The sequence below is a fragment of the Streptomyces sp. S465 genome, from assembly GCF_026898115.1.
GTDB classification, from domain to species: domain Bacteria; phylum Actinomycetota; class Actinomycetes; order Streptomycetales; family Streptomycetaceae; genus Streptomyces; species Streptomyces luomodiensis.
The window spans coordinates 4,239,517-4,264,432 of record NZ_CP114036.1 but is presented as its reverse complement, the minus strand read 5'-3'; the positions used below and the strand labels follow the sequence as shown (position 1 = coordinate 4,264,432).

The window sequence follows — 24,916 nt, the reverse complement described above, 5'->3', positions numbered from 1 at the left end:
GTGGCGGAGAGCCACAGGGATACTCCGGGCGGCTACGGGCAAGCGGCGAAGACGGACACGCACCGACGGAGCGGCGACGACAGAGCCACGGGCGGGAGGGAGTCCCTGTGATCAGCATCGCTGGATGGGAGATCCGGCGGACGGCGGTGAAGAGGACGACGCGGAAGAGGACGACGCGGAAGGGGACGACGGAGAAGGGGACGCCGGAGCGGCGGGGGACGGCGAAGCGGACGGCGGAGAAGAAGCCGCGGGAGGGCTCCAGGACGACGGGCGCCCAGGAGAAGACCGGGGCCCGGACGGATCGGACCGGGCCCACGACGAAGCGGCCCACGACGAAGCGGTCCACGACGAAGCCGTCCACGACGAAGCGGTCCACGACGAAGCCGTCCACGACGAAGCGGTCCCCGGCCACGAAGTCCCCGGGCGCCGCGAAGCCCAAGGCCGCGAAGCCCCGTACGGCGAAGCCCGGGACCACGGAGCCCCAGGCCATGCGGTCGGAGGCGGTCGAAGCGCGACCCGCCGAGCCCCGGAGCGGGAAGGGCCGGGCCACCAGCCCCCCGGAGCCGCAGGACGCCCCGGCGAAGGCGCCCCTTCAGCGCGACTCGTTCGGCTCGCGCATGGCGCGGGCGCTGGTGTTGCTGCTGGCGTTCGTCTGCATGGTCGGCTTCGCGGTGGGGCTCGCCAAGGCCACGCTCGTGCCCTCGCCCGGTTCCGTCGACCTCGTGCACACCAATCTGCATCCCGGGCAGTCGCTGCGCGCCTACATCGATCAGCCCGCCTTCCGGGACACGGTCAAGCAGATCGGCGGCAATGTGCTGCTCGGCGTGCCCTTCGGGGTGCTGTTGCCGATGCTGGTGCCCAAGGCGCGGGGCGCGGTGCGGGTGGTGGTGGTGACGGCCCTGGTGATGGTGGCCGTCGAGACCGCTCAGGGGCTCATCGTCGAGGGCCGGGCCTTCGACATCGACGACGTCATCCTCAACACCACGGGCGCTCTGCTCGGCTATGTGGTGGTCGGCCGCCGGCTGGGCCGCGCCCTGCACCCCCGCCGCCGCCACTGGTGGCACCGGTGGACCCAGCGGCCGCCTGCCGCGTGACCTGTGCCGCCGCCTGGTCTAGGTCGCGTCCTCGGCCAGTTCGGCGGCGCCGGTGATGCGGTGCAGGGGGTACGTACGGACCTCGTCGGCCGTGTGGTCGTACGCCGTGACGAAGCCGCCCTCGACCCGGACCGGGGCGATCACGCGCTGGGAGGCCGCGCCGTCGGCGTTGACGTAGCCGATCCACACATTGGAGCCGGTCAGGGCCGCGGCCTGCATGGTGGCGAGGGTGTCGGCGGAGGTGGTGCGGGGCAGCCGGTCGCCGGCGGCGGCGGAACCGGCTCCGGAACCCGACCCTGCCCCGGAACCCGACCCAGCCCCGGCCCCAGTACCGGCCCCGGCCCCGGAGCCCGGTCCGGCTCCGGACCCGGCCACCGGTTTGTGGGGTGCGGTCGCGGCGAGGTCCCCGGCGCGGATGGCGCGCACCGCGGCGCCCAGCAGGGCGGCGTTGGGCACCGGCGGGCCCTCCGGGACCGGGACGGGTGGCGTACGGGGCGGGGTGCGCTGGGCCTCCGGGCGGGTGACCAGCACATCGCCCTCGGCGGACTCGGCCGCGGGGGCGTACCCCATCGCCCGCAACCCCTCCAGCAGCATGTCCGGCGGTGCCTCGGCGGCCAGCACGGTGGGGGCGAGACGGCGCAGCCGCAGCCCGGCCGAGCGGCGGTCGGCGAGGATCTCGGCGAGCAGCGCGTCGTCGTCGCAGCGCAGATACGCGGAGGCGGCGCCGATGCGCAGCCGGCCGTGCTTACGGGCCACGTCGTCGACGAGGTACGCGAGCGGCTGCGGCACCGGGGTGCGGGAGTGCGCGGCGAGGAAGGTGTGCACGTCGTCGGCGGTCCGCCCGGCGTCCAGCGCACGGCGTACGGACTCGGGCGTGAAGCGGTAGACGGTCGCGCCGCCCTTGGACTCGACGTCGGCGAGGACGCCCAGCGTCTCGGCGAGCGGCCGTTCCAGGGGGCCGGGCGCGACGGCGGTCAGGTCGGCCTGGAGCAGGACGTGGTCGAGGGGCTCGGGGAGCAGCGGCGCGAGCAGCGACGCGGCGTGCGCGGCTGCCGCGTCGCCCCCGGCGGACGGCTCGTCCGGGCGGCGTTCCAGCAGCGCGCGGCCGTGGGAGGACAGCGCGCCCCGGCCGGTGATCCCGAGCATCTCGGCCTCGGCCACGGTCCAGCGGGCCAGCCGCGAGCGCAGGTCCTCCGCGGTGCTGGTGCCCGCCCCGGTGGGCGAGGCTCCAACGGCGGCCCCGGTGGGCGAGGCGGTGCCCGGGGCGGCGGCTCCGGGGGCGGAGGCACCGCGGTGGCCGACCGGTCGCTCCCACCGCAGCCGGGTCAGCAGCACCTCGGGGGCGGGTGCGGCACCGGGCGGGAGGGTGGCGAGGAGTTCGAGGACCCGGCGGCGGACCTCGGGAGCCGGTGAGCGGTCCAGGTCCGGGCCGAGGGCGGCGAGGGTGCGGCCCCTGCCGTCCCGGCTGCCGACCAGCCCCGCCGTACGGGTCGCGGGCAGCCAGGCGGCGGCGAGCCGGGCCCAGCGCTCTTCGGCGGGCAGCCGCAGCCAGTCGTCATAGGCGGGGGTGGGGGCGTAGCGCTCGTCGGTCTCGCCGTCGGAGGCCACCAGCCCGGCCGCGTACGCCAGCTCGATCCAGAAGGCGGCCACCGGTTCGGACACGTCGAGTGCCACGGCGGTCCGCTTGAGGTCGCGGACGCTGAGCCCGCCCGCGCGCAGCACCGGCGGTCCGGCGCTCTCCCACTGGCCCAGCAACTCCTCGACGGTGGCCGACGCGGTGAAGGCCTGGCCCGCGGCGGCGTTGTCCACAGCCTGTGGATCGCGCTCGGCGACGGGCGAGAGCGGCGGGGCCAGCGGCTCGGGGGCGCGGTGCGCCCGGCCGCCGCGCAGATGCAGGGCGACCTCGCGGGGCAGCACCACATTGCGCGGCCCGGACGGCAGCAGCAGTCCGCGGTCCAGCAGCCAGCCGACGGGCGGGGTCGGCGAGGAGACGGACGCCTCCCCGTACGGCGGTCCCCAGGTCAGCTTGGCCAGCACGGTCGTCGCGGCCGCCGGCGCCCCGTCGAGCAGCGCCGCCATCCGGGCGCGGTCCTGGAACAGCCCGGTCAGGGCCGCCACCGCCGTCACCGGATCGTGCGTGGGCGGCAGCCCGGCACCCGCCAGCAGCTCCTGAAGCCGGCCCGGCGACATCCCGGACGTGGCCTCCTGGACGGTCGGGCCGAGACCGGTGGGGGAGGGGGAGGTGGGGGACGGGGCGAGCAGTTCGCGGGCGGTGCGGACGAGGCGCAGCCGGTCGTCCCCGCCCCAGACAAGGGCCTGGTCGCGCAGAGTGGCCACGGCACGCGGCAGCTCGGCCACGATGGCCGCGCGTTCTCCGGCGTCCGGCCCGGCACCGGGGCCGTCGGCTCCGGTCGCGTCCGCATCGCCCGTCAGCAGGTCCCGCAGCGTTGCGTACGGGCACGGGTCGGGCGCGATCGCCAGGGCCTCGGCGGTCTGGAGGGCGAACCGGTCGAGCCGCTCCACGGCCCGTACGACCGAGGCGCGGGTGCCGGCCCGGGTGGCGAGCTGGGTGAGGTCGTTCGGCACCGGGGAGAGCAGATCGGGGCGGGCGCGCAGCAGGGCGGCGAGGGCGTCGTCGGGCCGGGTGCGCAGCTCCTCGGCGAGGGTGCGCGGCGCCCCACGGCCGCGATCGGCGCGGCTGTGGTCGTCGCGGTTCCGGTCCTGGCGGCCGAGGTCTTGGAGGCCGTCGTCCCGTGTGCCGCTGTCCCGTGGGCCGCCGCCCCCTCGGCCGGTCTCTGCGGGCACCTCATGCCTCCCGGTTGCGCGAGCTGGTCTCTTCGGGCACCTCATGCCTCCCGATTCCATGAACTGCTCATTCGATCCACAGTACCCGCGGGGTGCGGAACGCAGGGGGTGCGGCGGGATTCCGGTTCCGCGCGGTACCGTCGGAGCCGACTGATACGCCGACCGTGCGCATTCTCAGGGGTCTTGGTGGGGATCGAGAGCGAGAAGCTCGTCTACGACTATCTGAGCCGTGTCGGTGACCTGGCTCAGCAGCAGGGTCTGTCGTCCGGTGAACGCATGCGGCTGGTCTCCGGGCTGCGCGCCGACATCGACCATCGCCGGGCGACCGGGGGTACGGACAGTCCGGCCGGGGTGAAGCGGATTCTGTCCAAACTGGGCTCGCCGGCCGATGTGGTGGCAGCCGCGGGCGGTCGGCCCCCCGACCCGGGAGCGGGATCGGGCGCTGACCCTGGCGCGGAAGCCGGCGGTACGACCGGCGGCGCGGCCGGTGGTGCGCCGTCGCGCGGAGCCGCCGGGGCGGCTCGGGCGGCCCGCGACAAGCTGGCCGGGCTCGCCAAGAGCAGCGGGCTCACCGGTAAGGTGCCCGCGCCGCGCGAGGAGAACGCCCCGGGGGCGACCGGCGTGGGCCAGAACGGCGGCCCCAACGGCAGCCAGAACGGCGACGGCGCTCCTTCCCTGATCAAGCCGAGGCCCGCCACCCCCGCCGGGCCGTCGCCCAACGCCGCCTCGCCGCCCCATCTCGCGGGTGAGGACGAACTGAGCCCGCGCGAGTCCAACATGGACTGGTGGCATGTGGAGCCGGGGCCGTTCGCGCAGCCCGAGCGGCGCGACGCGCAGTACGGCTCGGTCGAGGGGTTCACCGGCGGGATCGAGATCCCCGAACTGCTCGGAGGCGGCAAGACGGCCGAGCGGCAGCGCGAGGAGCGGCGGGAGGCCGAGGAGAAGGCGGCGGCGGAGGCGGCCGCCGAGGCCCAGGCCGCGGCGGACGCGCAGGCCGAGGCCCAGGCCAAGGGCAAGGCCGGGGGCAAGCCGCGCGGTCCGCTGCGCCGTGTGCTGCTCGGGCCCGGTAAGGCGGCCGGTCGGCCCGAGGGCGGGGGCGGCGTCACATGGCTGACCGGGCTCGGCCCGGTGCTGCTGGTGGCGGTCGGGCTCCTCGTGGCAGGCGCCGCCCTGGGCAACATCGTCCTGATCGGCTTCGGCTGGGTGATCGCGTACTACGGCACCTACCGGCGCTCCCCGGCCGCGGCGAAGTGGGCCGCGCTGGGCCTGCCCGGTCTGGTCGTGGCCGGGGGCGTGCTCTGGCTGTGGGGACGGTCCGTCGGCAAGTGGGGCGAGCCGATCCCCGAGCACGGGATGAAGGACGCGGTGATCGAGACCTGGCCGTTCATCGGCCGGGGCGCGGCCGTCGCTTCGGTGCTGTTCCTGCTGTGGCGTTCGCGGCGCAAGGGCTGATACGAGGGGCGGGGCCGACAGCGGGGACAGGGGCGTCGGGCCACGAAGCATGGCCACCCCAGAGAGGCCGAGGTGACGCTGAGTGCACGGGCCGGCCAAGGCACAATGACGGTCATGTCTTCGTACTCCGCCGTGCCCACCGCCACCACCACCGACCCGAACACCGACCCGCATCTCGCCTCGGACGCAGCGTCACACACCGTGACCGTCGGGTTCGACCTCGACATGACCCTGATCGACTCCCGTCCGGGCATCAAGGCGACGTACGAGGCCCTGTCGGCCCGGACCGGCACCTACGTGGACGCCGACCTCGCCGTCACCCGGCTCGGCCCGCCGCTGGAGCAGGAGCTGGTGCACTGGTTCCCCGATGAGCGCATCGAGGAGATGAGCGAGCTCTACCGCGAGCTGTACCCGGACTACGCGATCGCGCCCACCCCCGCCATGGCGGGGGCCCGCGAGGCGATCGAGGCCGTGCGGCGGGCGGGGGGCCGCGCCATCGTGGTCACCGCGAAGCACGAGCCCAACGCCAAGCTGCACCTGAGCCACCTGGGCATCGAGGCGGACGCGGTCATCGGCTGGCTGTGGGCCGAGGCCAAGGCGGAGGCGCTGCGGGAGTACGGGGCGACGGTGTACGTCGGGGATCACACGGGTGACGTACGGGGCGCCCGTACGGCCGGTGCGCTGTCCGTGGCGGTCGCCACCGGGCCCTGCGCGGCGGACGAGCTGCGCGCGGCCGGCGCCGATGTCGTCCTGGACGATCTGACGGCGTTCCCCACGTGGCTGGCGGGTCACATAGCGGGCCGCGTGGACGGTCACACGGGAAGCTGATCGATCCGGAGGATCACCGGGGCTGATTCACCCGGACGGCGGTATTCACCCGGACGGAGGTATGGACGGGCCGGTATGGGCGGCGGCCCGAGCGGCCGCGGCCTCCCGCCGCTGTGCCGCGATGGACCGCAGCAGCCCGGCGGCGGCGAGGAGGAAGCCGACGCCCATCAGCATGCACACGAAGTACGCCACCGAAGGCAGCGGATCGGCGCCCAGGAAGAGCGGCGCGATGGTGACGAGCGTGGCCACCGCTCCGACGGCGAAGACGATGACGCCGGACCGGATGAGCCGGTCGCCGGGCGCGGCTCCCTCCCCGCGGGAGCGGGGCGAGGAGGTTCCACTGTGCGGGGTTTCATTGCTCACCGCACCAGGGTAGATCCGTGCCAGAGCGCGCATAGGAACCACCCGGGTACGTCTTGTCACCAGGCTCCGGACCATTAGCCTTGGTGGTGGCGGGTCTTACGACCCGCTCTAGTGCTATCCAGAGCTTTTTTTCCGTGTTTTCCGACGAGCGACGAGGACGAGACAGACGTGCCTACCGGCAAGGTCAAGTGGTTCAACAGTGAGAAGGGCTTCGGCTTTCTCTCCCGCGACGACGGCGGCGACGTCTTCGTGCACTCGTCGGTGCTCCCGGAAGGCGTCGACTCACTGAAGCCGGGGCAGCGCGTGGAATTCGGCGTGGTGGCCGGAAACCGCGGAGATCAGGCACTGTCCGTCACCGTCCTCGAGCCGACCCCCTCCGTAGCGGCCGCCCAGCGGCGCAAGCCGGACGAGTTGGCGTCGATCGTCCAGGACCTGACCACCCTGCTGGAGAACGTGACGCAGCAGCTCGAGCGCGGCCGCTATCCGGACAAGGCGCACGGCCACAAGATCGCGGGCATGCTGCGGGCCGTGGCCGACCAGCTCGACGTATGACCTGACCGGCTGCCTATGCCGTGACGTGATCAGGCCGCATCCAGTGCTCCGGGGCCGAGGGGCGGTACCAGCCCCTCGGCCGCCGCGCGGGTGAGCAGTCCGCGCACCGCGGCGTAGCCGTTCTCGCCCAGGCCGGCGGTGAACTCGTTCACGTACAGCCCGATGTGCTGATCGGCGACGGCCGGGTCCATCTCCTGGGCGTGCTCCAGGACATAGGCGCGCGATGCCTCCGGGTCGTCCCAGGCCATCCGTACCGACGTCCGGGTGGCGTCGGCGAGCTCCCGCAGCCGCTCGGCGCCCAGTGAGCGCTTGGCGATGATCGCGCCGAGCGGGATCGGCAGTCCGGTGGTCCGCTCCCAGTGCTCACCCATGTCAGCCAGGCAGTGCAGCCCGTAATTCTGATAGGTGAACCGGGCTTCGTGGATGACGAGCCCGGCGTCGACCTCGCCGTCCCGTACCGCCGGCATGATCGCGTGGAACGGCAGCACCTTGATCTCGCCGACCCCGCCCGGCACCTCGGCGGCGGCCCACAGCCGGAAGAGCAGATACGCGGTCGAACGCTCGCTCGGCACCGCGACCGTCTTCCCCGCCAGGTCCTTCGCGGTGAGCTCCGTCCCGTCACCGGGGTCCCGGGTGAGCACCAGCGGTCCGCAGCCGCGGCCGAGCGCCCCGCCGCAGGGCAGCAGCGCGTAGTCGTCCAGCACCCACGGCAGTACGGCGTACGACACCTTCAGCACATCGAACTCACCGCGCTCGGCCATCCCGTTGGTGATGTCGATGTCGGCGAAGGTGACGTCGAGCGCGGGCGCGCCCGGGACGCGGCCGTGGGCCCAGGCGTGGAAGACGAAGGTGTCGTTCGGGCACGGGGAGTACGCGATCTTCAGGGGCTCAGTCACTGCCGGTTCCTTCCGGGTCCGAGGTCCAGGTCCAGGTGCCGAGGCGGGGGGCGAGGGTCCCGAAGGCGCCCGTGAGGGCGTCGAGCGCCTCCCGGATCCGCCAGGCCGCGCGGTCGCGCGGGCCGACGGCGTTGGAGACCGCCCGTACCTCCAGGACGGGCACGGACTGGGCCGCCGCGGCCTCCGCCACGCCGAAGCCCTCCATGGCCTCGGCGGCGGCGCGCGGATGGCGGCGCAGCAGCTCGGCGGCCCGTTCGGCGCTTCCGGTCACGGTCGACACGGTGAGCACGGTGCCGCGCACGGCGTCCGTCGCCTCGGCGACGGCGGCGACGAGCGGGGCGGGCGGGAGGTGTTCGACGGTTCCGAAGCCCAGGTCGGTGACGGCGGTGAAGCCGTCGGGGGTCTCGGCGCCCAGGTCGGCGGCGACGATCGCGTCCGCGACCACGACGGAGCCGAGCCGCACGGCACCGGGTCGGGCGGTGCCGAAACCGCCGCCGATACCGGCCGATACGGCGAGGTCGTAGGGGGTGTGGGCGACCGCGGCCGTGGTGAGGGCGGCGGCGGTTCCGGCCGCCGCGGCTGCCGGGCCGACCCCGGCGGCCAGCACGTCCACGGTGAGCGGCGGCCCGGCGGGCGGCGCCGGGCTCAGCCGGTGGAGCACTCCGCCGGGGACGGGGAGTTCGGCCACCTCGGGGGCCGCGGCGCCGACGCCCCGCACCACGGCATCCCGTTCGGCGGGTACGGCCGTGACGATCAGTACGCGCATGGGTGGCTTTCCCTTGTCACAGCTGCCACGGCTGTCCCGACCACCACCGTGGGCTCAGGAGTCCCGCTCGTCAGGAGTCCCGTTCGAGGGTGAAGCGCCAGATGCCCTTGACGCCCTGGCTGCTCTTGCCCAGCTCGGCGATGGTGATCGTGACCTTCTTCTCGAGCGTGGTCTGACCGGTCTGCGGGTTCTGCTTGGCGAAGAGCGTGTCGCTGTCGAAGCTGCGGTACGTCTCCTTGCTCGCCTCGGCCATGACCGGGTTGTTGGCGATCAGGCCCCAGCTGGAGTCGGCGATCTCGGGGTCCACCCCGATCCGCACCTTCTCCCCGGCGGCGACCTTGATCGTCTTTTCGGGCTTGGCGGACAGGCACGACTTGAACTTCGCCGAGCTCAGGTCCTTGCCGTCGCCGTAGCAGCCGTCGCTCGCCTCGGCCGTCACGGTGTCCGAACCGACCGTCACCGTCGCCAGCGGGGTCGGCTTGTCGCAGGCGGAGAGGGCGACGAGCCCGAGGGACACGGCACAGGCGGCGGTGACGGCGCGGCGGCCCTTGCCCCTGGAAAACAACGCAGCGGTCATGCTGGCAGGCTATCTGGCCGCCCCGGTCGCCTCGCGCGGGGGTGTGGCACGGCGGGCCGCCTCACGCCACCCGTGGGTACGGCGCCCCCTGCCGGGAGGCGCTCAGCAGTCCCCGGACGCTCAACGCCGCGCCCAGGGCCACCACCGCCGAGGCGGCCGCCATCCCCAGCACCCCGTGCAGCGGCAGCACGATGCCGATGGCGCCGCCGACGACCCACGCCATCTGGAGCGTCGTCTCGGAGCGGGAGAACGCGGAGGTGCGGACCTCCTCCGGGACGTCGCGCTGGATCAGCGCGTCCAGCGACAGCTTGCCCAGCGCCTGGGAGATGCCCGCGGTGGCGGCCACGGCGGCGACCGCCACCGCTCCGTAGAAGGCAGCCGACACGATGATCACGGCGAGGGCGGAGCTCAGCACCACCGCGATGATCCGCTCCGGGCCGCGCGCCCGCAGCCAGGCGCCGATCGCGGTGCCCAGCGCGTTGCCGCCGCCCGCGCAGACCGCGGCCAGGCCGAGCGAGACCTCGGGGCCGAGCCCGCCCACCGGCTGGTCGCGGAGGAGGAAGGCGAGGAAGAGGGTGAGGAAGCCGGACAGGGTCTTCAGCGCGGCACATGCCTGGAGGGCGTGCAGGACGGAGGGACCGACCGTGCGGAGGCCGGGCCGCCCGGACCGGTTCCGCCAGAAGGCGCGCCGGAAGAACGCGTTCCGCCACAGGACGCTCCGCCAGGCGTGCCGGACGTGGGCGTGCCGGATGTGGGCGTTCCGGCGGAAGACGTTCCGGGGGAAGACGCTCCGGAAGACGTTCAGGGAGAAGACGTGGAAGGCGTTCCGGGCCCCGCCGACCCTGGCCTTGGGGTTGCGCACCGTCACCGTCACCGGCAGATGCGGATGGCGCTGGCCGGAGGTCAGCTGCGCCCTGGCCTCACCCGTCGAGGAGTCCACCTTATGCGGCAGGGTGAACGACAGGAACCCGCCCAGCGAGAAGATCGCACACGCCCCGTACAGCGGCCAGCTCGGCCCGATCTGATGCAGCCCGGCCCCCAGCGGGGCCGCCGCGCCGGTGGCCAGCAGCCCGCCCAGCGTGACCCGAGAGTTGGCCTTGACCAGCGAGAAGTGGGGTGGCAGCAGCCGCGGCACGACGGCGGAGCGGATGACTCCGTACGCCTTGGACGCCACCAGCACACCCAGCGCCGCCGGATACAGTTCGAGGCCGCCGCCCGCCACCGCGCCCGCCATCGTCAGCGCGAGCACCGTACGGGTCAGCATCGAGCCCGCCATCGCCGCCCGGCGGCCGTGCGGGAGGCGGTCCAGGAGCGGGCCGACGACGGGGGCGAGCAGCGCGAACGGCGCCATGGTGATGACCAGGTAGAGCGCGACCCGGCCGCGGGCCTGGTCGGTCGGGACCGAGAAGAAGATCGTGGAGGCGAGCGCGACGGTGACCAGCATGTCGCCCGCGGAGTTCACCGCGTGCAGCTCGATCAGCTTGCCCAGCCCCGACTCCCCGGCCCCATGGGCATGGGTGGCCCGGCGGATGCCCCGGCCGGTGGCGGTGAACGGAAAACGGAGCGCATGGCCGATCCAACGGCCCGACCGTTGGATCGGGCCGCCGCCGTGCCATCGCTTTCCTGCCACTCGACCATGGTGCAGCCAACGCGGCTCCGGCGTCAGACCTTCGACGGCTTTCCGGCTGGCAGCGCCGTCGGGGAGGACCGACAACACCCCTCTGTCCAGCGGAAATGCGGCGCCGCCGGGCCGGGCGGGCAGGGGCTGCACGGCGCCGGAGCGGGAGCCGGGCGTGAGACGGGGGTAGGGGCGGCGCGGCCGGACAAGGTAGCGTGCGTAACCGCGCCACCGACGGTCGTTCCTGGCCGTGCGCCGAGTAGCCATCCCGCAGAATGGGACGTACAAGGTGCGCCCGAAGGACGGAAGGGCGCGGACGTCGACGCGGTCCCGTGGTCCGCTCCGTCCGCGGTCCCGCGTTCTGGCTGTACGGCTGGCGCACCAGGTCAGACGGCTGCGACGGCGTGGAAGAGAGAATCGATCCTGTGAGTGCGATGCGAAGCCGTACCCCCGACCGCCTGTGCGCCGAGGCGGTCGAACTCGCCCGTGAGGCGGCCATGGAAGCCGCCCACCCGGGGAAGGTCGGCGAGTATCTGGGCGCCGTCGCCGAAGGCGACCGCGTGGTCACGCACCTCTTCGAGAACGACGAGCCGGGCTATCGCGGCTGGCGCTGGGCGGTCACCGTGACCCGCGCCTCCCGGGCGAAGACCGTCACGCTGGACGAGACGGTGCTGCTCCCCGGCCCCGACGCGCTGCTCGCGCCGGAGTGGGTGCCCTGGAGCGAGCGGCTGCGCCCCGGCGACATGGGGCCGGGCGATCTGCTCCCCACCGAGGCCGAGGACCTGCGCCTGGAGCCGGGCTACTCGGGCGAGGACGCCCCGCCGCCCAACTCGGTCGTCTCGGAGGAGATGCAGCAGCTCGCGGCGGTGGAGGAGGCCGATGTGACGGCCGGTGCCCCCGCCACCCAGGCGATCCCGCCCACGACCGGCTCGATCGCGGCCGTCGCCGAGGAACTGGGCATGCGCCGCGCCCGGGTGCTGTCCCGTTACGGCCTCCATGTGGCGGCCGACCGGTGGGAGGAGTCGTTCGGCGCCAAGACGCCCATGGCCCAGGCGGCCCCCGGCACCTGCGCGACCTGCGGATTCCTGGTGCCCCTCGGTGGCTCGCTGGGGCAGGCGTTCGGGGTGTGCGCGAATGAGTTCAGCCCGGCGGACGGCCGCGTCGTCTCCCTCGCGTACGGCTGCGGCGCCCACTCCGAGGCGGCCGTCATGCCCAAGCCCCCGCGTCCGGCCCCGCCCGTGGTCGACGAAACCGTCGTGGAACCGCTCCCCCTCCACCCGGACCGGCTGAGCGGCTCCGTCGAACCGGACACCCCGCCGGAGGAACTGGGCCACAGCTGAGGCGGTTCGCCACCGCTTCGTGCCGCCCGTTCCGTCGTTCCGTCCGCACGCCGTCTGTTTCGTCCCGCCAGTCCCGCCGTCTTCGTCCCGCCAGTCCCGCCGTCGTGCTGCCGGGCCGCGTTCGGCCGCCGTCGGTCCGGCCATCCGGTCGGGTGGGGACGGTCGGGTGGGGCCCGAGGCGTCGTTCGGCGGCGGATCGCGGTACGTTCGCGGCTAGCAAGGGCGACACGCGAGGGAACGGCGAGCGCGGTGGGCCGAGCCGCACCGTGGGGGACTCGGCGGTGTGGAGCCGTAGCGCGGGACGGACCCCGACCAGGAACTCCGGAGGCGAGACGTGAGCAGCACGGCGATGGTGCGAGGCGCGACCGAGGACGCGGACCCGTTCGGGACCGCGGGGCTGCGGCGCGGCGTGCTGGACGCCTGGGCCGCGTCGCCCGCCAGGTTCCGGGAGGACGCCAACGCCGAGGAGGACCTCGCGCTGGGCGGTCACCGCGACCGGCTGGTCGTCGAGCTGGCCCAGAACGCGGCGGACGCCGCCGCCCGCGCCGGGGTGCCCGGACGGCTCCGGCTGACCCTGCGGCCGGCCACCGACGGCGAGCCCGCCGTGCTGGCCGCCGCCAACACCGGGATGCCGCTGGACGCGGCCGGGGTCGAGTCGCTGTCCACCCTGCGGGCGTCGGCCAAGCGGGACGAGCCGGAGAGCGCCGTGGGGCGGTTCGGCGTCGGCTTCGCGGCGGTGCTCGCGGTGAGCGACGAGCCCGCGGTCGTGGGCCGCACCGGCGGGGTGCGCTGGTCGCTGGCCGAGGCGCGGGAGCTGACCCGGCGGACCGCCGAGACCAGCCCCGGCCTCGCCGACGAGCTGCGCCGCCGCGACGGCCACGTACCGCTGCTGCGGCTGCCGCTGCCCGCCGAGGGGACCGCGCCGGACGGCTATGACACGGTCGTGGTGCTGCCGCTGCGCGACGGCGCCGCCCTGGACGTGGCGGAGCGGCTGCTGGCCGGGATCGACGACGCGCTGCTGCTCACCCTGCCCGGCCTGGCCGAGGTCGTGGTCGAGACCGCTGAGGGCACCCGGACGCTGCGCCGCCGCCAGGAGGGCCCGTACACCGTCGTCGAGGACAGCGGCCGGAGCGGTACGGGCGGTGCGATGCGCTGGCGTACCGAGAGCGCCGGAGGGCGGCTGGAGCCCGAGCTGCTCGCCGACCGCCCGGTGGAGGAGCGGCTGCGCCCGGTGTGGTCGGTGACCTGGGCGGTTCCGGTGGACGAGGAGGGCGCGCCGGTGCGGCCCACGACCGCCCCGGTGGTCCACGCCCCGACGCCGACCGATGAGCCGCTGGGCATGCCCGCGCTGCTGATCGCGTCCTTCCCGCTGGAGCCCACCCGCCGGCACACCGCCCCCGGGCCGCTCACGGACTTCCTGGTGGAGCGCGCGGCCGAGGCGTACGCGACGCTGCTGCGCGACTGGCATCCGGTGTCGGTCGGCACGATCGGCCTGGTCCCGGGCCGGCTGGGCCGGGGCGAGCTGGACGGGGAGCTGCGCGGGCGGGTGCTGGAGCGGCTGCCGAGGGTGCCGTTCCTGCCCAGCGCCGCCGCGCCGGCGGCGGGCGCGGGCCCCGAGGGCGCCGCGGGCTGGCTCGGGTCGCCGGACGCGCTCGGCCCGGACGCCGCCCAGGGCGGACCGGCGGCGGGGGAGCCGCCCGCGGCCGCCGCCCCGTCGGCTCCCGCCGCCGTCGACTGGGACGATGACGTGCTGGCCCGCGGCGGCTTCGAGGGCGAGCCGTACGCGCTGCGCCCCCGGGACGCCGAGATCGTCGAGGGCGCGGGCGCGGAGACGGTGGAGGTGCTGGCCGAGCTGTTCCCGACGCTGCTGCCCGCGGGTCTTGAACGCCGGGCGGAGCTGCGGGTGCTGGGCGTGGCCCGGGTGCCGCTGGGGGAGCTGATCGACCGGCTCGCGGGTGTGGAGCGCACCCCGGCCTGGTGGCGGCGGCTGTACGACTCGCTGGGCGGGATCGACCCGGACCGGCTCAGCGGGCTGCCGGTGCCGCTGGCGGACGGCCGGACGACGATCGGGCCCCGGCAGGTGCTGCTGCCGCTGCCCGGCGAGGCCGACGGGGACCTGGGCACCATCGGCGTCACCGAAACCGCCGTGACCGCGGGGATCGAGACCGGGGAGACCGGGACCGGGGCGGCCGGGGCCGGCACGGTCGGCGATGCGCATCGCACCCTTGCCCGTCTCGGCCTGAAAGTCGCACATCCGGACGCCGCCCATCCACTCCTGGAGAAGCTCGGCGCGACCCCGGCCACCCCCCGCGCCGTGCTGACCACCCCGCAGGTGCGGGCCGCCGTCGCGCATTCGCTGGAGGCGGAGGACGAGTACGACCCGTTCGCGGAGGAAGGCGCGGCGCTGGGCGCGGCGCTGGACGCCGACACGCTGGCCGACACCGTTCTCGGCCTGGTCCAGCAGGCCCGGCTGGCCCCCGGTGACGAGCCGTGGCTGGCCGCGCTCGCGCTGCCGGACGAGGACGGGGAGCTGGCCCCGGCCGGTGAACTGGTCTTCCCCGGCAGCGCCTTCGAGCAGGTGATGCGGGAGGGCGAACTGGCCGCGTGCGACGCCGAGCTGGCCGAGCGCTGGGGCGAGCAGCCGCTGGCCGCCGTCGGTGTGCTGGCGGGCTTCACCCTGGTCAGGGCCACCGATGTGGTGCTGGACCCGGATGAACTGGAACCGCGCGAGGGCGACTTCGCCGAACCGGACGACGTCGGTGTGCTGGACGCCGTCGACGTGTGGTGCGAGGACGCGCTGGACCGGCTGCCGGAGACGCCGGTGCCGCCGGTGGCCACCGAGATCGTCGCCGTACGGGACCTGGACCTCGTCGACGACGACGCCTGGCCGAGGGCGCTGGCCATGCTCGCCCAGCCGCCGCTGCGCGACGCGCTGACCGCGCCGGTGCGGGTGCTGCTGCCGGACGGCACGACCGAGACGGTGCGCTCGTACACCGCGTGGTGGCTGCGCGGCCATCCGGTGCTGGACGGCCGCCGCCCCGCCGGGCTGCGCGCGGCCGGCGGCGATCCGCTGCTGACCGGGCTGTACGAGTCGGTGGACGCGGCCGGGTTCGAGGACGAGCAGGTGCTGCGCGCGCTGGGGGTGCGGACCTCCGTCGCGGCGCTGCTGGACGAACCGGGCGGTGCCGCCGAGCTGCTGGCCCGCCTCGCCGACCCGGACCGCGAGGTGACCCCCGCCCAGCTGCACGGCCTCTACAGCCAGTTGGCCGAGCTGGACCCCGAGCAGGTCACCCTGCCCGACGAGGTGCGAGCCGTGGTGAGCGGCGAGCCGGTGGTGGTCGACGCGGGCGAGGCGCTGGTCGCGGACGCCCCCGACCTGATGCCGCTGGCCGAGGCGGACGGCCGTGCGCTGCTGCCCGTACGCCCCACGCGGGCGGCGGAGTTGGCGGAGCTGTTCCAGGTGCGGCGGCTGAGCGAGGCGTATCCGGCGCGGGTCACCTCACAGGGCGATCTACACGAGGTGCCGGAAGCGGTCCGCGAACTCCTCCCGGGCGCCCCGCTGTCGTACGTCGAGCACGAGGAACTGCTGATCGAGGCCGACGACGGCGGCGAGGTCGAGCTGGACTGGCGGTATGCGGACGGCACTCTGCACGCCTCGACGGTCGAGGGTGTCGCGGCCGGTCTGGCCTGGGCGTCCGGTCACTGGTCGCGCCGGTTCGAGGTCGCGGCGCTGCTGGAGGATCTGACCCGTACGGAGGAGCTGGCGCGGGCCCGCTGGTTCGACTGACGGACGCACGGGCGCTACCGGGTCAGGGCTTGCGGGCCACCCCCGCGAAGATCCACAGGTCCAGGGCCTCCGCGTCGGCCCTGGCCTGCTCGGTCTCGGGCTTCCAGCGGTGCGGCATCACCACGCCCGGATCGACCAGCTCCAGCCCGTCGAAGAACGCGACAATCTCCTCCTGGTCGCGCCCCTGCACATGGATGCCGCTGCCGCGGTAGAGGTTGGTCACCGCGTCCGAGACTCCGGGGCGGGGGTCGAGCGCTCCGTGCGAGAGCACCAGATAACTGCCCGGTGCCAGGGCCTCGACCAGTTGTCCGACGATGTCGTACGGCTTCCGCTCATCCGCGATGAAGTGCATGATCGCATTGAGCGACAGGGCGATCGGCCGGGACAGATCGAGGGTGTCGGTCAGCTCTTCGGCGGTCAGGATCGTCTCGGGCTCGGTGACGTCCGCGTGGATGTACGCGGTGCGGCCCTCGGGCGTGGAGAGCAACAGGGCCTGGGCGTAGGCCAGCACGATGGGGTCGTTGTCCGCGTAGACGACCCGGGACGACGGGGCGACCTTCTGGGCCACCTGGTGGAGATTGGGCTCGGTGGGGATGCCGGTGCCGATGTCCAGGAACTGCCGTATGCCCGCCTCGGCCGCGAGCCAGCGGGTCGCGCGGTGCATGAATGACCGGTTGGCGCGGGTCCACGGCTTGACGTCGGGCCAGACGGCCTCGACCTGTTCGGCCGCCTGGGTGTCGACCGCGTAGTGGGTCTTGCCACCCAGGAAGTAGTCGTACATGCGGGCCGAGTGCGGCTTGCTGGTGTCGATTTCATCGGCACGAAAGCGGTTACCGGTCATATCCCTCACATTACTGGTGAGTTGACGTCTATAAGGCGGTAGTTCCCGAACAAAGTGCGCGCCGTGAGGCTTCCGCAACATTGTGAACGAGCCGTGAAGATCGTACAGTTGTCCCATCCGGCTCCGCCCGCGCGTCCCCGCGGCGGGGCCCTCATCTTCTGTGCGTCCTCCGCGCGCACCGCAGACGGGTGAGCGGGCGCGCCGGGAGGGGAGCGCGCCCGCACACCAGGCCGGGGCGCCGGATCGTCACCGGGAACGGCGATGGTCCGGCGCCGCGCCGTCGGTGGGCGATCCGGTGCCGTCGGTGCGCGCGTACGGCGGTCGCGTCAGCCGCTCTCGTTCCCGTTCCGCGAGCCGCGGATCGCCGCGTCCCGGGCGCGCACGTACCAGACGCCGATCAGACCGAGGCCGCCGCCGGCCAGGCAGGTCCACAGCCACCACAGGTGTCCGTGCTCGTCGTACCAGCGGTAGAAGGGTAGCTGGACGAGGAAGAGGACGAACCACACGATCGTGCCGCCGGTGATCGTGGCCACGACATTGCCCTCGAGGGGCTCCGGCGCCTCGTGCCTGGGGGTCCACTTCGTCATGGCCACAGCTTAAGGGGGCCGGTGACGGGTCCGTCCGGGGCCGCACCGGATGGGTTTGGCGGCCGGCCGTTTATAGTTTCATACTGAATACTTCTGGGTCTGGGTGGAATGTCTCGTTCGATCCTCCAAGAGGCCCGCCGCTGACGTTCACCACCACTGAGGTTCTTCATGTCCCCCTCGGCCAGCGCGCCGGTCGACGCGAGCAAGCAGACTCCGGCTCCCCCTGCCAACGGCATCGACAAGTTCTTCAAGATCAGCCAGCGCGGCTCCTCGGTCTCCCGGGAGATCCGTGGCGGGCTGGCCACGTTCTTCGCGATGGCCTACATCATCGTGCTGAACCCGATCATCCTCGGGGCCGGTACGGACAAGTTCGGGGATCAGCTCAACAACGGCCAGCTGGTCACCGCGACCGCCCTGATGGCGGGCCTGACCACGCTGCTCATGGGGATCATCGGCAATGTCCCCATCGCGCTCGCCGCGGGCCTGGGCATCAACGCCGTGGTCTCGCTGCAACTCGCGCCCAAGATGAGCTGGCCGGACGCGATGGGCATGGTGGTGCTCGCGGGTCTGGTGCTGATGATCCTCGTCGCCTCGGGCCTGCGGCAGCGGGTGATGGACGCGATCCCGAACGGACTGCGGCGGGCGATCGCGATCGGCATCGGGCTCTTCATCGCCCTGATCGGCCTGGTCGACTCCGGCTTCATCAGCCGTAACCCGGACTCCGCGCACACCACCGTCCCCCTGGGGCTGGGGGTGGCCGGGCGGCTCCAGGGCTGGCCGGTGCTGGTGTTCGTGCTCGGCCTCGCGCTCACGTTCATCCTGATCGTCCGCAAGACGCGCGGTGCGATCCTGATCGGCATCGTGGTCATGACCGTGGTCGCGATCGTGATCAACTCCCTGGCGCACATCCCGGACGCCCAGTGGGGGCTGACCGTCCCCAAGGTGCCGGAGAAGGTGGTCGACACCCCGGACTTCGGCCTCATCGGCCAAGTCGACCTCTGGGGCGGCTTCCGTGAGGTCGGCCTGCTCACCGGCTGTCTCTTCGTCTTCACCGTGCTGCTGTCCGGCTTCTTCGACGCGATGGGCACGATCATCGGCGTCGGCGAGGAGGCCGGGCTGACCAACGAGCGCGGGCAGCTGCCGGGCATGGGCCGGATCCTGATGATGGACGGTGTCGCGGTCGCGGGCGGCGGCTTCGGCTCGGCCTCGGCCAACACCTGCTTCGTCGAATCCACGGCGGGTGTCGGGGAGGGGGCGCGCACCGGGCTCGCGAACGTGGTGACCGGCGGCCTCTTCCTGCTCTCGCTGGTCTGCACCCCGCTCGCCAAGGTGGTGCCCTCGCAGGCCGCGACCCCCGCGCTGGTCGTCGTCGGCTTCCTGATCATGGCGGCGAACGTCAAGGAGATCGACTGGAGCGACTCCACGATCGCGATCCCGGCCTTCCTGACCATGATCTCGATGCCGTTCACGTACAGCATCACCAACGGGATCGGCGTGGGCGTGCTCGCGTTCCTGCTGCTGCGCATCGCCACCCGGCGGGCCCGGGAGATCCCGTGGCTGCTGGGCGTGGTGGGGCTGTGCTTCCTGGTGTACTTCCTGCTCAACCCGATCGAGCAGGCGCTCGGCGTCTCCTGAGCCGCCCGGCCGTCCCCCAACCCCCCCGTGAGCGCCCCGGACACCTCAGGTCCGGGGCGCTCACGCGTGTCGCGCGGCCCTGTGACGTGGTGCACCCGGGCGTTACTACCCGAAGTCAACTCACTCGTTCGGGTGAAATAGAAATAGGGATGTCACCAGGGTTTCATTAGGCGAGGTAATGAGTTATGCTAAAGACCATGCCGGATCTGTCCCGCCCCCAGCACAAGGCGGAGGCGCCCCCCGACGACGCGGAGGCCGTGAACGCCCTGCGGTCCGGAGTGATGCGTCTGTCGCGGCGGCTCAAGCACCAGCGAGTGGACGAATCGCTCAGTCCCACCGAGATGGCGGTCCTGGGCACCCTGGCCCAGTGCGGCTCCGCCACCCCCGGTGAGCTGGCCCGTAAGGAGCACGTCCAGCCGCCCTCGATGACCCGCATCGTGGCCCTGCTGGAAGCCAAGGGACTGGTCGGACTCGAGCCGCACCCGGAGGACCGGCGGCAGAAGGTCGTCTCGCCGACCGAGCGTGTAGAGCCCATGCTCGAAGAGAGCCGACGCAAGCGCAACGCCTGGCTGACCGAACTGGTCGGGCAGCTGACCGAGGACGAGTGGGACGCGCTGCGCGCCGCCGCGCCCGTGCTGGAGAAGCTCGCGCACATGTAGCAATGACTGAGGCAGCCAGGAGGCGAACGCACTTGAGTACGGGACCCGGAGCAGACTCCGCACCCGCACCGAAGAACCCCGCAGATTCCGCGTCCGTACCCGGCCCCGACCGTGCCGTCGCCACCGGCGGCGACCCCGGCGGGCGCACCAAGGGCGGCACCTTCCGCTCCCTGAGGATCCGCAACTACCGGCTGTTCGCGACCGGTGCCATGATCTCCAACACCGGCACCTGGATGTCGCGGATCGCCCAGGACTGGCTGGTCCTCAGCCTCACCGGCTCCTCCACCGCGGTCGGTATCACCACCGCGCTGCAGTTCCTGCCCATGCTGCTCTTCGGCCTCTACGGCGGGGTCATCGCCGACCGCTGTCCCAGGCGCCGGCTGCTGCTGATCACCCAGGCCGCACTGGGGCTGTGCGGGCTCGCCCTCGCCGCCCTCACCCTCAGCGGCCATGTGCAGGTCTGGCACGTCTATCTGATCGCGTTCCTGCTCGGCATGGTTACCGTCGTCGACAACCCGACCCGCCAGGTCTTCGTCAACGAAATGGTCGGCCCCAAGGATCTGCGGAACGCGGTCAGCCTCAACTCCGCGAACTTCCAGTCCGCCCGGCTGATCGGCCCGGCGGTCGCCGGTGTGCTGATCACCGCCGTGGGCAGTGGCTGGGCCTTCCTGATCAACGGACTCTCCTTCGGCGCCCCGCTCATCGGGCTGCTGATGATGCGCACCAGCGAGCTGCACAAGGTCCAGCGGGCGCCGCGCGGCAAGGGGCAGCTGCGGGAGGGGCTGCGCTATGTCGCCGGCAACCCCGATCTCATCTGGCCGATCGTGCTCGTGGGCTTCATCGGCACCTTCGGCTTCAACTTCCCGATCTGGCTGAGCGCCTTCGCCGACGATGTCTTCGACGCGGGCCCGGGTACGTACGGCCTGCTCAACACCCTGATAGCGATCGGCTCGGTGACCGGTGCGCTGCTCGCCGCCCGGCGCGTGGTGGCGCGGCGGCGGCTGCTGGTCGGGGCCGCGCTGATGTTCGGCGTGCTGGAGATGGTCGCGGCCGCGACCCCGTACTTCTGGCTCTTCGCGGCGCTCATGGTGCCGATCGGGATCTTCAGCCTGACGTTCAACGTGACCGCGAACTCCAGCGTCCAGCTCGCGACCGATCCCGCGATGCGGGGCCGGGTGATGAGCCTGTTCATGATGGTCTTCGTCGGCGGTACGCCGATCGGCGGCCCGCTGGTGGGCTGGCTGACCGACACCTGCGGCGCGCGCATCGGCTTCGCCGCGGGCGGTCTGGTCTCGGCCGCCGCCGCGGTCGCGGTGGGCCTGGTCCTGGTCCGGGCCGGCGGACTGCGGCTGAAGCTGGACCTCCGCCGCGGCCATCCCCGCGTGGCCTTCGTCCCCCGCACCCCCGAGGACCACAAGCAACTAGCCACCACAGCCTGACCCCGGCAGGCACCCGGGACCACGGTCCTATTCCACCCGGTGTCCGCGCCGCCGGGCGGGCCTGCCGTCGGGCTGTCGTGTGGGGCCCCCGGCGGGCAGGCGCCGATGAGCCGTGAGGGGACGGGGTCGGGTCCACCCCACCTCGGTGCCCGCGCCGCCGGGCGGACCTGCCGCCGGGCTGGCGTCCGGGGCCCCCGGCGGGGAGGTGTCGACGAGCCGTGAGGGGCGAGGTCGGGCCCACCCCACCTCGGTGCCCGCGCCGCCGGGCGGGCCTGCCGCCGGGCTGTCGTGTGGGGCCCCCGGCGGGCAGGCGCCGACGAGACGGGAGGGGGCGGGGCCGGTCCCACCCCCACCCGGCCCCCGCGCCGCCGGACGGGCCTGCCGCCGGGCTGTCGTGTGGGGCCCCCGGCGGGCAGGCGCCGATGAGCCGTGAGGGGACGGGGTCGGGCCCACCCCACCCCGGTGCCCGCGCCGCCGGACGGGCCTGCCGCCGGGCTGTCGTGTGGGGCCACCGGCGGGCAGGTGTCGATGAGCCGTGAGGGGACGGGGTCGGGCCCACCCGGCCCCCGCGCCGCTGGACGGGCCTGCCGCCGAGCTGGCGTCTGGGGCCACCGGAGGGGTAGCCGCCGACGAGACGGGAGGGGGCGGGGCCGGAGGGGTGGTGTCCTGGACGCTTACGCATATTTGTGGCGCCAATCTCCGGCCCACCCCACGCCCCCGGGCACCGGCGCCGTAAATATGCGGTCCAGGGCGCCGCACCGGAGGCCCCGCCCCCGGCACCCGCCCCCTGGGGCAACCCCGCCCCCGGGCATCCCCACCCTCCCCGGGGCAACCCCGCCCCCCGCGGCAACCCCGCCCCCCGCGGGCAACCCCGGTCCAGCTGTCCGTGCCGCGAAGGCGGCACCCCGTGGGGGAGACTGGGCGGGTGAGACTCTTCGCCGCCGTGTTGCCGCCGGACGCCGCCGTCGCCGAGCTGGCCGCGCGAGTCGAGGCGCTCCGGGCGCTGCCGGGGGCGGACGGGTTGCGCTGGACCGAGCGGGAGGGCTGGCACTTCACGCTCGCCTTCTACGGGGAGGTGGCCGAGGAGGTGCTGCCCGAGCTGCACACCCGGCTGGCCCGCGCCGCCCACCGGCACCGCCCCCACGAGCTGCGGCTCGCCCGCGGGGGCCGGTTCGACGACCGCGTGGTGTGGGTGGGCGTCGACGGCGACAGCGAGACGCTGCGGGGGCTGGCCGACTCCGCCGCCGCGGGGGGCCGGCGGGCCGGGATCCCGATGGACCGGCACCGCCCGTACCATCCGCATCTGACCATCGCGCGCGCCCGCTCCGCACGCCACGGCTCCGCACGCCACGGCTCCGCCGGCCTCAGCCTCGCGCCGTACGCCGAGCGGCTCGCGGACTTCGCCGGCCAGGAGTGGACCGTGCGGGAGCTCAGCCTGGTGCGCAGCCATCCACCGGCCCCGGGCGTCCCCGGGCGGCAGCCGCGCTACGAGGTGGTGGCGGCCTGGCCGCTGGGGCACTGAGCGGTCCGGCTAGTCTCGGGGTGTGGACCCCAAGACCCGGAACATGATCATGAGCGGCGCGCTGGTGCTGATTCTCGTCGTCGTCGCCGCGGCGGCCGCCCTAGGAGGCTGAAACGGGAGCGAAGCGAGGCGTGGGCCGCACACGGCCCACGCCTCCTCCACGCACTCGACCACGCTGACCAAGCGGAGCCTCCCCGCTACCAGGCGAACGCCTCGGGCGACGGCCCCGGCCCCGGGAAGATCTCGTCCAGCTCGGCCAGCAGCTCCTCGCTGAGCTTCAGATCGGCGGCGCGCAGCGCCGACGCCAGCTGCTCGGCCGTGCGCGGGCCCACGATCGGACCGGTCACCCCGGGCCGGGTGAGCAGCCAGGCCAGGGCCGCCTCGCCGGGCTCGATACCGTGCTTGTCCAGCAGGTCCTCGTACCGCTGGATCTGTTCGCGCACCTTGGTGTTCTTCAGCGCGTCGCCGCTGCGGCCCGATGTGGTGCGCGAACCGCCGCCCTCACGCTCCTTGCGGATCGCGCCGCCGAGCAGCCCGCCGTGCAGCGGCGACCAGGGGATGACGCCCAGGCCGTACTCCTGCGCGGCCGGGATGACCTCCATCTCGGCGCGGCGTTCGGCCAGGTTGTACAGGCACTGCTCGCTGACCAGCCCGTACGAGCCGCGGCGGGACGCGGTCTCATTGGCCTGGGCGATGTGCCAGCCCGCGTGGTTGGACGAACCGGCGTAGATGATCTTGCCCTGCTGGACGAGGACGTCGATGGCCTGCCAGACCTCGTCCCACGGGGTGGAGCGGTCCACGTGGTGGAACTGGTAGAGGTCGATGTAGTCCGTGCCGAGCCGCTTGAGGCTGGCGTCCACGGACCGGCGGATGTTGACGGCCGAGAGCTTGTCGGTATTCGGCCAGGCCACATCGTCCGCGGCCATGTTCGCGTACACCTTGGTCGCGAGGACCGTCTTCTCGCGCCGCCCGCCACCCTGGGCGAACCAGCTCCCGATGATCTCCTCGGTGCGGCCCTTGTTCGCGCCCCAGCCGTACACATTGGCGGTGTCGAAGAAGTTGATGCCGGCGTCGAGCGCCGCATCCATGATCGAGTGGCTGTCGGCCTCCTCGGTCTGCGGACCGAAGTTCATGGTGCCGAGAACGATCCGGCTGACCTTGAGACCTGTGCGTCCGAGCTGTGTGTACTCCATGGGGTCAGCCAAGCCGTTGGAGTGCGCTCTAATCAAGAGGGCCGGAATCGAGGACCGGAATCGCGTGGGGCGAGTCCGAGGTATCGGCGGCCGCCGGGGAGAGAATTATCCGAAAAATTCCGAGGGAATCACTCACCACCCCCTCCGTGAATTCCCCACGCCCCACAGAAAACCCGAAGGCCCGCTTTTTGGCCCCCCGTGCGGTCAAAAAGCGGGCGTGATGGGTCCGGCTGAATCGCCGAAGGCGATTACCGGGCGGCGCGGGCCTTCATGAAGCCGAGGACGCCGAGGGCCAGGGCCAGCAGCGCGCCGATGAGGACCATGTAGAGCCCCGGCCCCGCGGTCATGTCGTACAGCTTCGCGGCCTGCTCCGCCGCCTTCTCCGCGACGCTCTGCGACACCCCCTCCTCGTCCGTCAGCTTCTGGACGACCAGCCGCTCGGGGTCCGAGATGTTGAGGCCCGCGACGATCGCCATGGCGAGCCCCGCAACCGCGCTGACCAGGTAGATCACCGCCTTCTTGGTGGCCATGGCGGCGATGAACAGGACCGCCGCGACCAGGGCGACGATCAGCGTGATGATGCCGTCGCCGTCGATGCCCTTGATGCCCCCGGTGGCGCCCTCGGCGTCGGAGACCACCCAGTTCACCAGGGAGCCGACCAGCGCGATCACCGAGCCGACGATCCCGAAGATCGCGATCTTCTTGGACGGCGCGGCCGGTGCGGCACCGCCGTTCGGGGCTCCTGTGGAATGCGTGGGAGGTGCGGTCTGCGCATAGGAGGACTGGCTGTATTCGCTCATGAGCAGAGACCGTAAGGGGGGCCTTTCTGTATCGCAATGCCGCCGCCCGCTATGCCGTCAATGACCGATAAATTTCTCGCCGAAATAATCCCCGGATGGGATCAAATAATCTCGGGGTTATTTCGACTTCTCCGCTCTCGCGGATAATTGGCGGACGTTATC

General features: G+C 73.3%; 20 protein-coding genes. 10 read left to right on the top strand and 10 right to left on the bottom strand.

Annotated features, from left to right (window positions below):
• The first annotated feature begins 107 nt into the window (after positions 1-107).
• On the top strand, positions 108-1,094 hold the full coding sequence (locus N6H00_RS40535) for a VanZ family protein (RefSeq protein WP_443072977.1): 987 nt from the start codon (positions 108-110) through the stop codon (positions 1,092-1,094).
• 18 nt (positions 1,095-1,112) lie between these two features.
• Here the strand turns inward: N6H00_RS40535 and N6H00_RS17925 are convergent, their stop codons facing one another.
• Positions 1,113-3,899 (bottom strand): helicase-associated domain-containing protein, encoded by a 2,787-nt coding sequence (locus tag N6H00_RS17925; protein WP_443072976.1) that lies wholly within the window; start codon positions 3,897-3,899, stop codon positions 1,113-1,115.
• 186 nt (positions 3,900-4,085) lie between these two features.
• Between N6H00_RS17925 and N6H00_RS17920 the strand changes: the two genes are divergently transcribed.
• Together N6H00_RS17920 and N6H00_RS17915 are read left to right on the top strand one after the other, a co-directional pair.
• Complete coding sequence (locus N6H00_RS17920) at positions 4,086-5,351, top strand: hypothetical protein (protein WP_268972755.1); 1,266 nt, start codon at positions 4,086-4,088, stop codon at positions 5,349-5,351.
• Positions 5,352-5,456: 105 nt separating this feature from the next.
• Entirely contained in the window at positions 5,457-6,179 is a 723-nt protein-coding gene (locus N6H00_RS17915; RefSeq protein ID WP_268972754.1) for an HAD family hydrolase, read from the top strand.
• Positions 6,180-6,224: 45 nt separating this feature from the next.
• Here N6H00_RS17915 and N6H00_RS17910 read toward each other — a convergent pair whose 3' ends face one another.
• Positions 6,225-6,542, bottom strand: a complete 318-nt coding sequence (locus N6H00_RS17910) for a hypothetical protein (protein WP_268972753.1) — start codon at positions 6,540-6,542, stop codon at positions 6,225-6,227.
• A gap of 168 nt (positions 6,543-6,710) precedes the next feature.
• Here N6H00_RS17910 and N6H00_RS40175 point away from each other — a divergent pair, with 168 nt between their 5' ends.
• A complete protein-coding gene (locus tag N6H00_RS40175) occupies positions 6,711-7,094 on the top strand; it encodes a cold-shock protein (RefSeq protein ID WP_030828368.1) in 384 nt (127 codons plus the stop codon).
• A 29-nt stretch (positions 7,095-7,123) separates the two neighbouring features.
• Here the strand turns inward: N6H00_RS40175 and N6H00_RS17900 are convergent, their stop codons facing one another.
• From N6H00_RS17900 to N6H00_RS17885, 4 genes are all read right to left on the bottom strand, one after another.
• Positions 7,124-7,990 carry a 1,4-dihydroxy-6-naphthoate synthase gene (locus N6H00_RS17900; RefSeq protein WP_268972751.1) on the bottom strand — a complete coding sequence of 289 codons (867 nt, stop codon included), beginning with the start codon at positions 7,988-7,990 and terminating at the stop codon, positions 7,124-7,126.
• The gene (locus N6H00_RS17895; RefSeq protein ID WP_268972749.1) at positions 7,983-8,756 is read right to left on the bottom strand and encodes a futalosine hydrolase; all 774 of its coding nucleotides are present in this window, start codon (positions 8,754-8,756) and stop codon (positions 7,983-7,985) included. Before N6H00_RS17895 ends, N6H00_RS17900 begins: the two co-directional genes overlap by 8 nt.
• A gap of 70 nt (positions 8,757-8,826) precedes the next feature.
• On the bottom strand, positions 8,827-9,333 hold the full coding sequence (locus N6H00_RS17890; protein ID WP_268972747.1) for a hypothetical protein: 507 nt from the start codon (positions 9,331-9,333) through the stop codon (positions 8,827-8,829).
• Positions 9,334-9,394: 61 nt separating this feature from the next.
• Positions 9,395-10,963 carry an MFS transporter gene (locus N6H00_RS17885; RefSeq protein ID WP_268972746.1) on the bottom strand — a complete coding sequence of 523 codons (1,569 nt, stop codon included), beginning with the start codon at positions 10,961-10,963 and terminating at the stop codon, positions 9,395-9,397.
• Positions 10,964-11,385: 422 nt separating this feature from the next.
• Between N6H00_RS17885 and N6H00_RS17880 the strand changes: the two genes are divergently transcribed.
• Together N6H00_RS17880 and N6H00_RS17875 are read left to right on the top strand one after the other, a co-directional pair.
• Positions 11,386-12,291, top strand: a complete 906-nt coding sequence (locus N6H00_RS17880; protein ID WP_268977022.1) for a DUF3027 domain-containing protein — start codon at positions 11,386-11,388, stop codon at positions 12,289-12,291.
• A 349-nt stretch (positions 12,292-12,640) separates the two neighbouring features.
• Positions 12,641-16,078 (top strand): sacsin N-terminal ATP-binding-like domain-containing protein, encoded by a 3,438-nt coding sequence (locus N6H00_RS17875; protein ID WP_268977021.1) that lies wholly within the window; start codon positions 12,641-12,643, stop codon positions 16,076-16,078.
• Between the two features lie 22 nt (positions 16,079-16,100).
• Here the strand turns inward: N6H00_RS17875 and N6H00_RS17870 are convergent, their stop codons facing one another.
• Complete coding sequence (locus N6H00_RS17870) at positions 16,101-16,919, bottom strand: SAM-dependent methyltransferase (protein WP_268972744.1); 819 nt, start codon at positions 16,917-16,919, stop codon at positions 16,101-16,103.
• Between the two features lie 326 nt (positions 16,920-17,245).
• Positions 17,246-17,506, bottom strand: coding sequence for a DUF2530 domain-containing protein (locus N6H00_RS17865; RefSeq protein ID WP_268972742.1), 261 nt, complete (start codon positions 17,504-17,506; stop codon positions 17,246-17,248).
• 168 nt (positions 17,507-17,674) lie between these two features.
• Between N6H00_RS17865 and N6H00_RS17860 the strand changes: the two genes are divergently transcribed.
• The 4 genes from N6H00_RS17860 (at position 17,675) to thpR (ending at position 22,761) form a co-directional block, all read left to right on the top strand.
• Complete coding sequence (locus N6H00_RS17860; RefSeq protein ID WP_268972741.1) at positions 17,675-19,141, top strand: NCS2 family permease; 1,467 nt, start codon at positions 17,675-17,677, stop codon at positions 19,139-19,141.
• A gap of 197 nt (positions 19,142-19,338) precedes the next feature.
• On the top strand, positions 19,339-19,800 hold the full coding sequence (locus N6H00_RS17855; RefSeq protein WP_268972740.1) for a MarR family winged helix-turn-helix transcriptional regulator: 462 nt from the start codon (positions 19,339-19,341) through the stop codon (positions 19,798-19,800).
• Positions 19,801-19,832: 32 nt separating this feature from the next.
• Entirely contained in the window at positions 19,833-21,239 is a 1,407-nt protein-coding gene (locus N6H00_RS17850; protein WP_268972739.1) for an MFS transporter, read from the top strand.
• A gap of 925 nt (positions 21,240-22,164) precedes the next feature.
• A complete protein-coding gene (gene thpR, locus N6H00_RS17845) occupies positions 22,165-22,761 on the top strand; it encodes an RNA 2',3'-cyclic phosphodiesterase (protein WP_268972738.1) in 597 nt (198 codons plus the stop codon).
• Positions 22,762-22,958: 197 nt separating this feature from the next.
• On the opposite strand, the gene N6H00_RS17840 is transcribed toward thpR, so the two are convergent.
• Together N6H00_RS17840 and N6H00_RS17835 are read right to left on the bottom strand one after the other, a co-directional pair.
• Positions 22,959-23,954, bottom strand: coding sequence for an aldo/keto reductase (locus tag N6H00_RS17840; protein ID WP_268972737.1), 996 nt, complete (start codon positions 23,952-23,954; stop codon positions 22,959-22,961).
• A gap of 248 nt (positions 23,955-24,202) precedes the next feature.
• A complete protein-coding gene (locus N6H00_RS17835) occupies positions 24,203-24,754 on the bottom strand; it encodes a hypothetical protein (RefSeq protein WP_268972736.1) in 552 nt (183 codons plus the stop codon).
• Positions 24,755-24,916 lie beyond the last annotated feature (162 nt).

Coding starts and splice junctions, on each gene's coding strand:
- N6H00_RS17835 (WP_268972736.1), bottom strand. CDS start 24,754: ATGAGCGAATACAGCCAGTCCTCCTATGCGCAGACCGCACCTCCCACG.
- N6H00_RS17875 (WP_268977021.1), top strand. CDS start 12,641: ATGGTGCGAGGCGCGACCGAGGACGCGGACCCGTTCGGGACCGCGGGG.
- N6H00_RS17855 (WP_268972740.1), top strand. CDS start 19,339: ATGCCGGATCTGTCCCGCCCCCAGCACAAGGCGGAGGCGCCCCCCGAC.
- N6H00_RS17860 (WP_268972741.1), top strand. CDS start 17,675: ATGTCCCCCTCGGCCAGCGCGCCGGTCGACGCGAGCAAGCAGACTCCG.
- N6H00_RS17840 (WP_268972737.1), bottom strand. CDS start 23,954: ATGGAGTACACACAGCTCGGACGCACAGGTCTCAAGGTCAGCCGGATC.
- N6H00_RS17865 (WP_268972742.1), bottom strand. CDS start 17,506: ATGACGAAGTGGACCCCCAGGCACGAGGCGCCGGAGCCCCTCGAGGGC.
- N6H00_RS17870 (WP_268972744.1), bottom strand. CDS start 16,919: ATGACCGGTAACCGCTTTCGTGCCGATGAAATCGACACCAGCAAGCCG.
- N6H00_RS17915 (WP_268972754.1), top strand. CDS start 5,457: ATGACGGTCATGTCTTCGTACTCCGCCGTGCCCACCGCCACCACCACC.
- N6H00_RS17880 (WP_268977022.1), top strand. CDS start 11,386: ATGCGAAGCCGTACCCCCGACCGCCTGTGCGCCGAGGCGGTCGAACTC.
- N6H00_RS17895 (WP_268972749.1), bottom strand. CDS start 8,756: ATGCGCGTACTGATCGTCACGGCCGTACCCGCCGAACGGGATGCCGTG.
- N6H00_RS17890 (WP_268972747.1), bottom strand. CDS start 9,333: ATGACCGCTGCGTTGTTTTCCAGGGGCAAGGGCCGCCGCGCCGTCACC.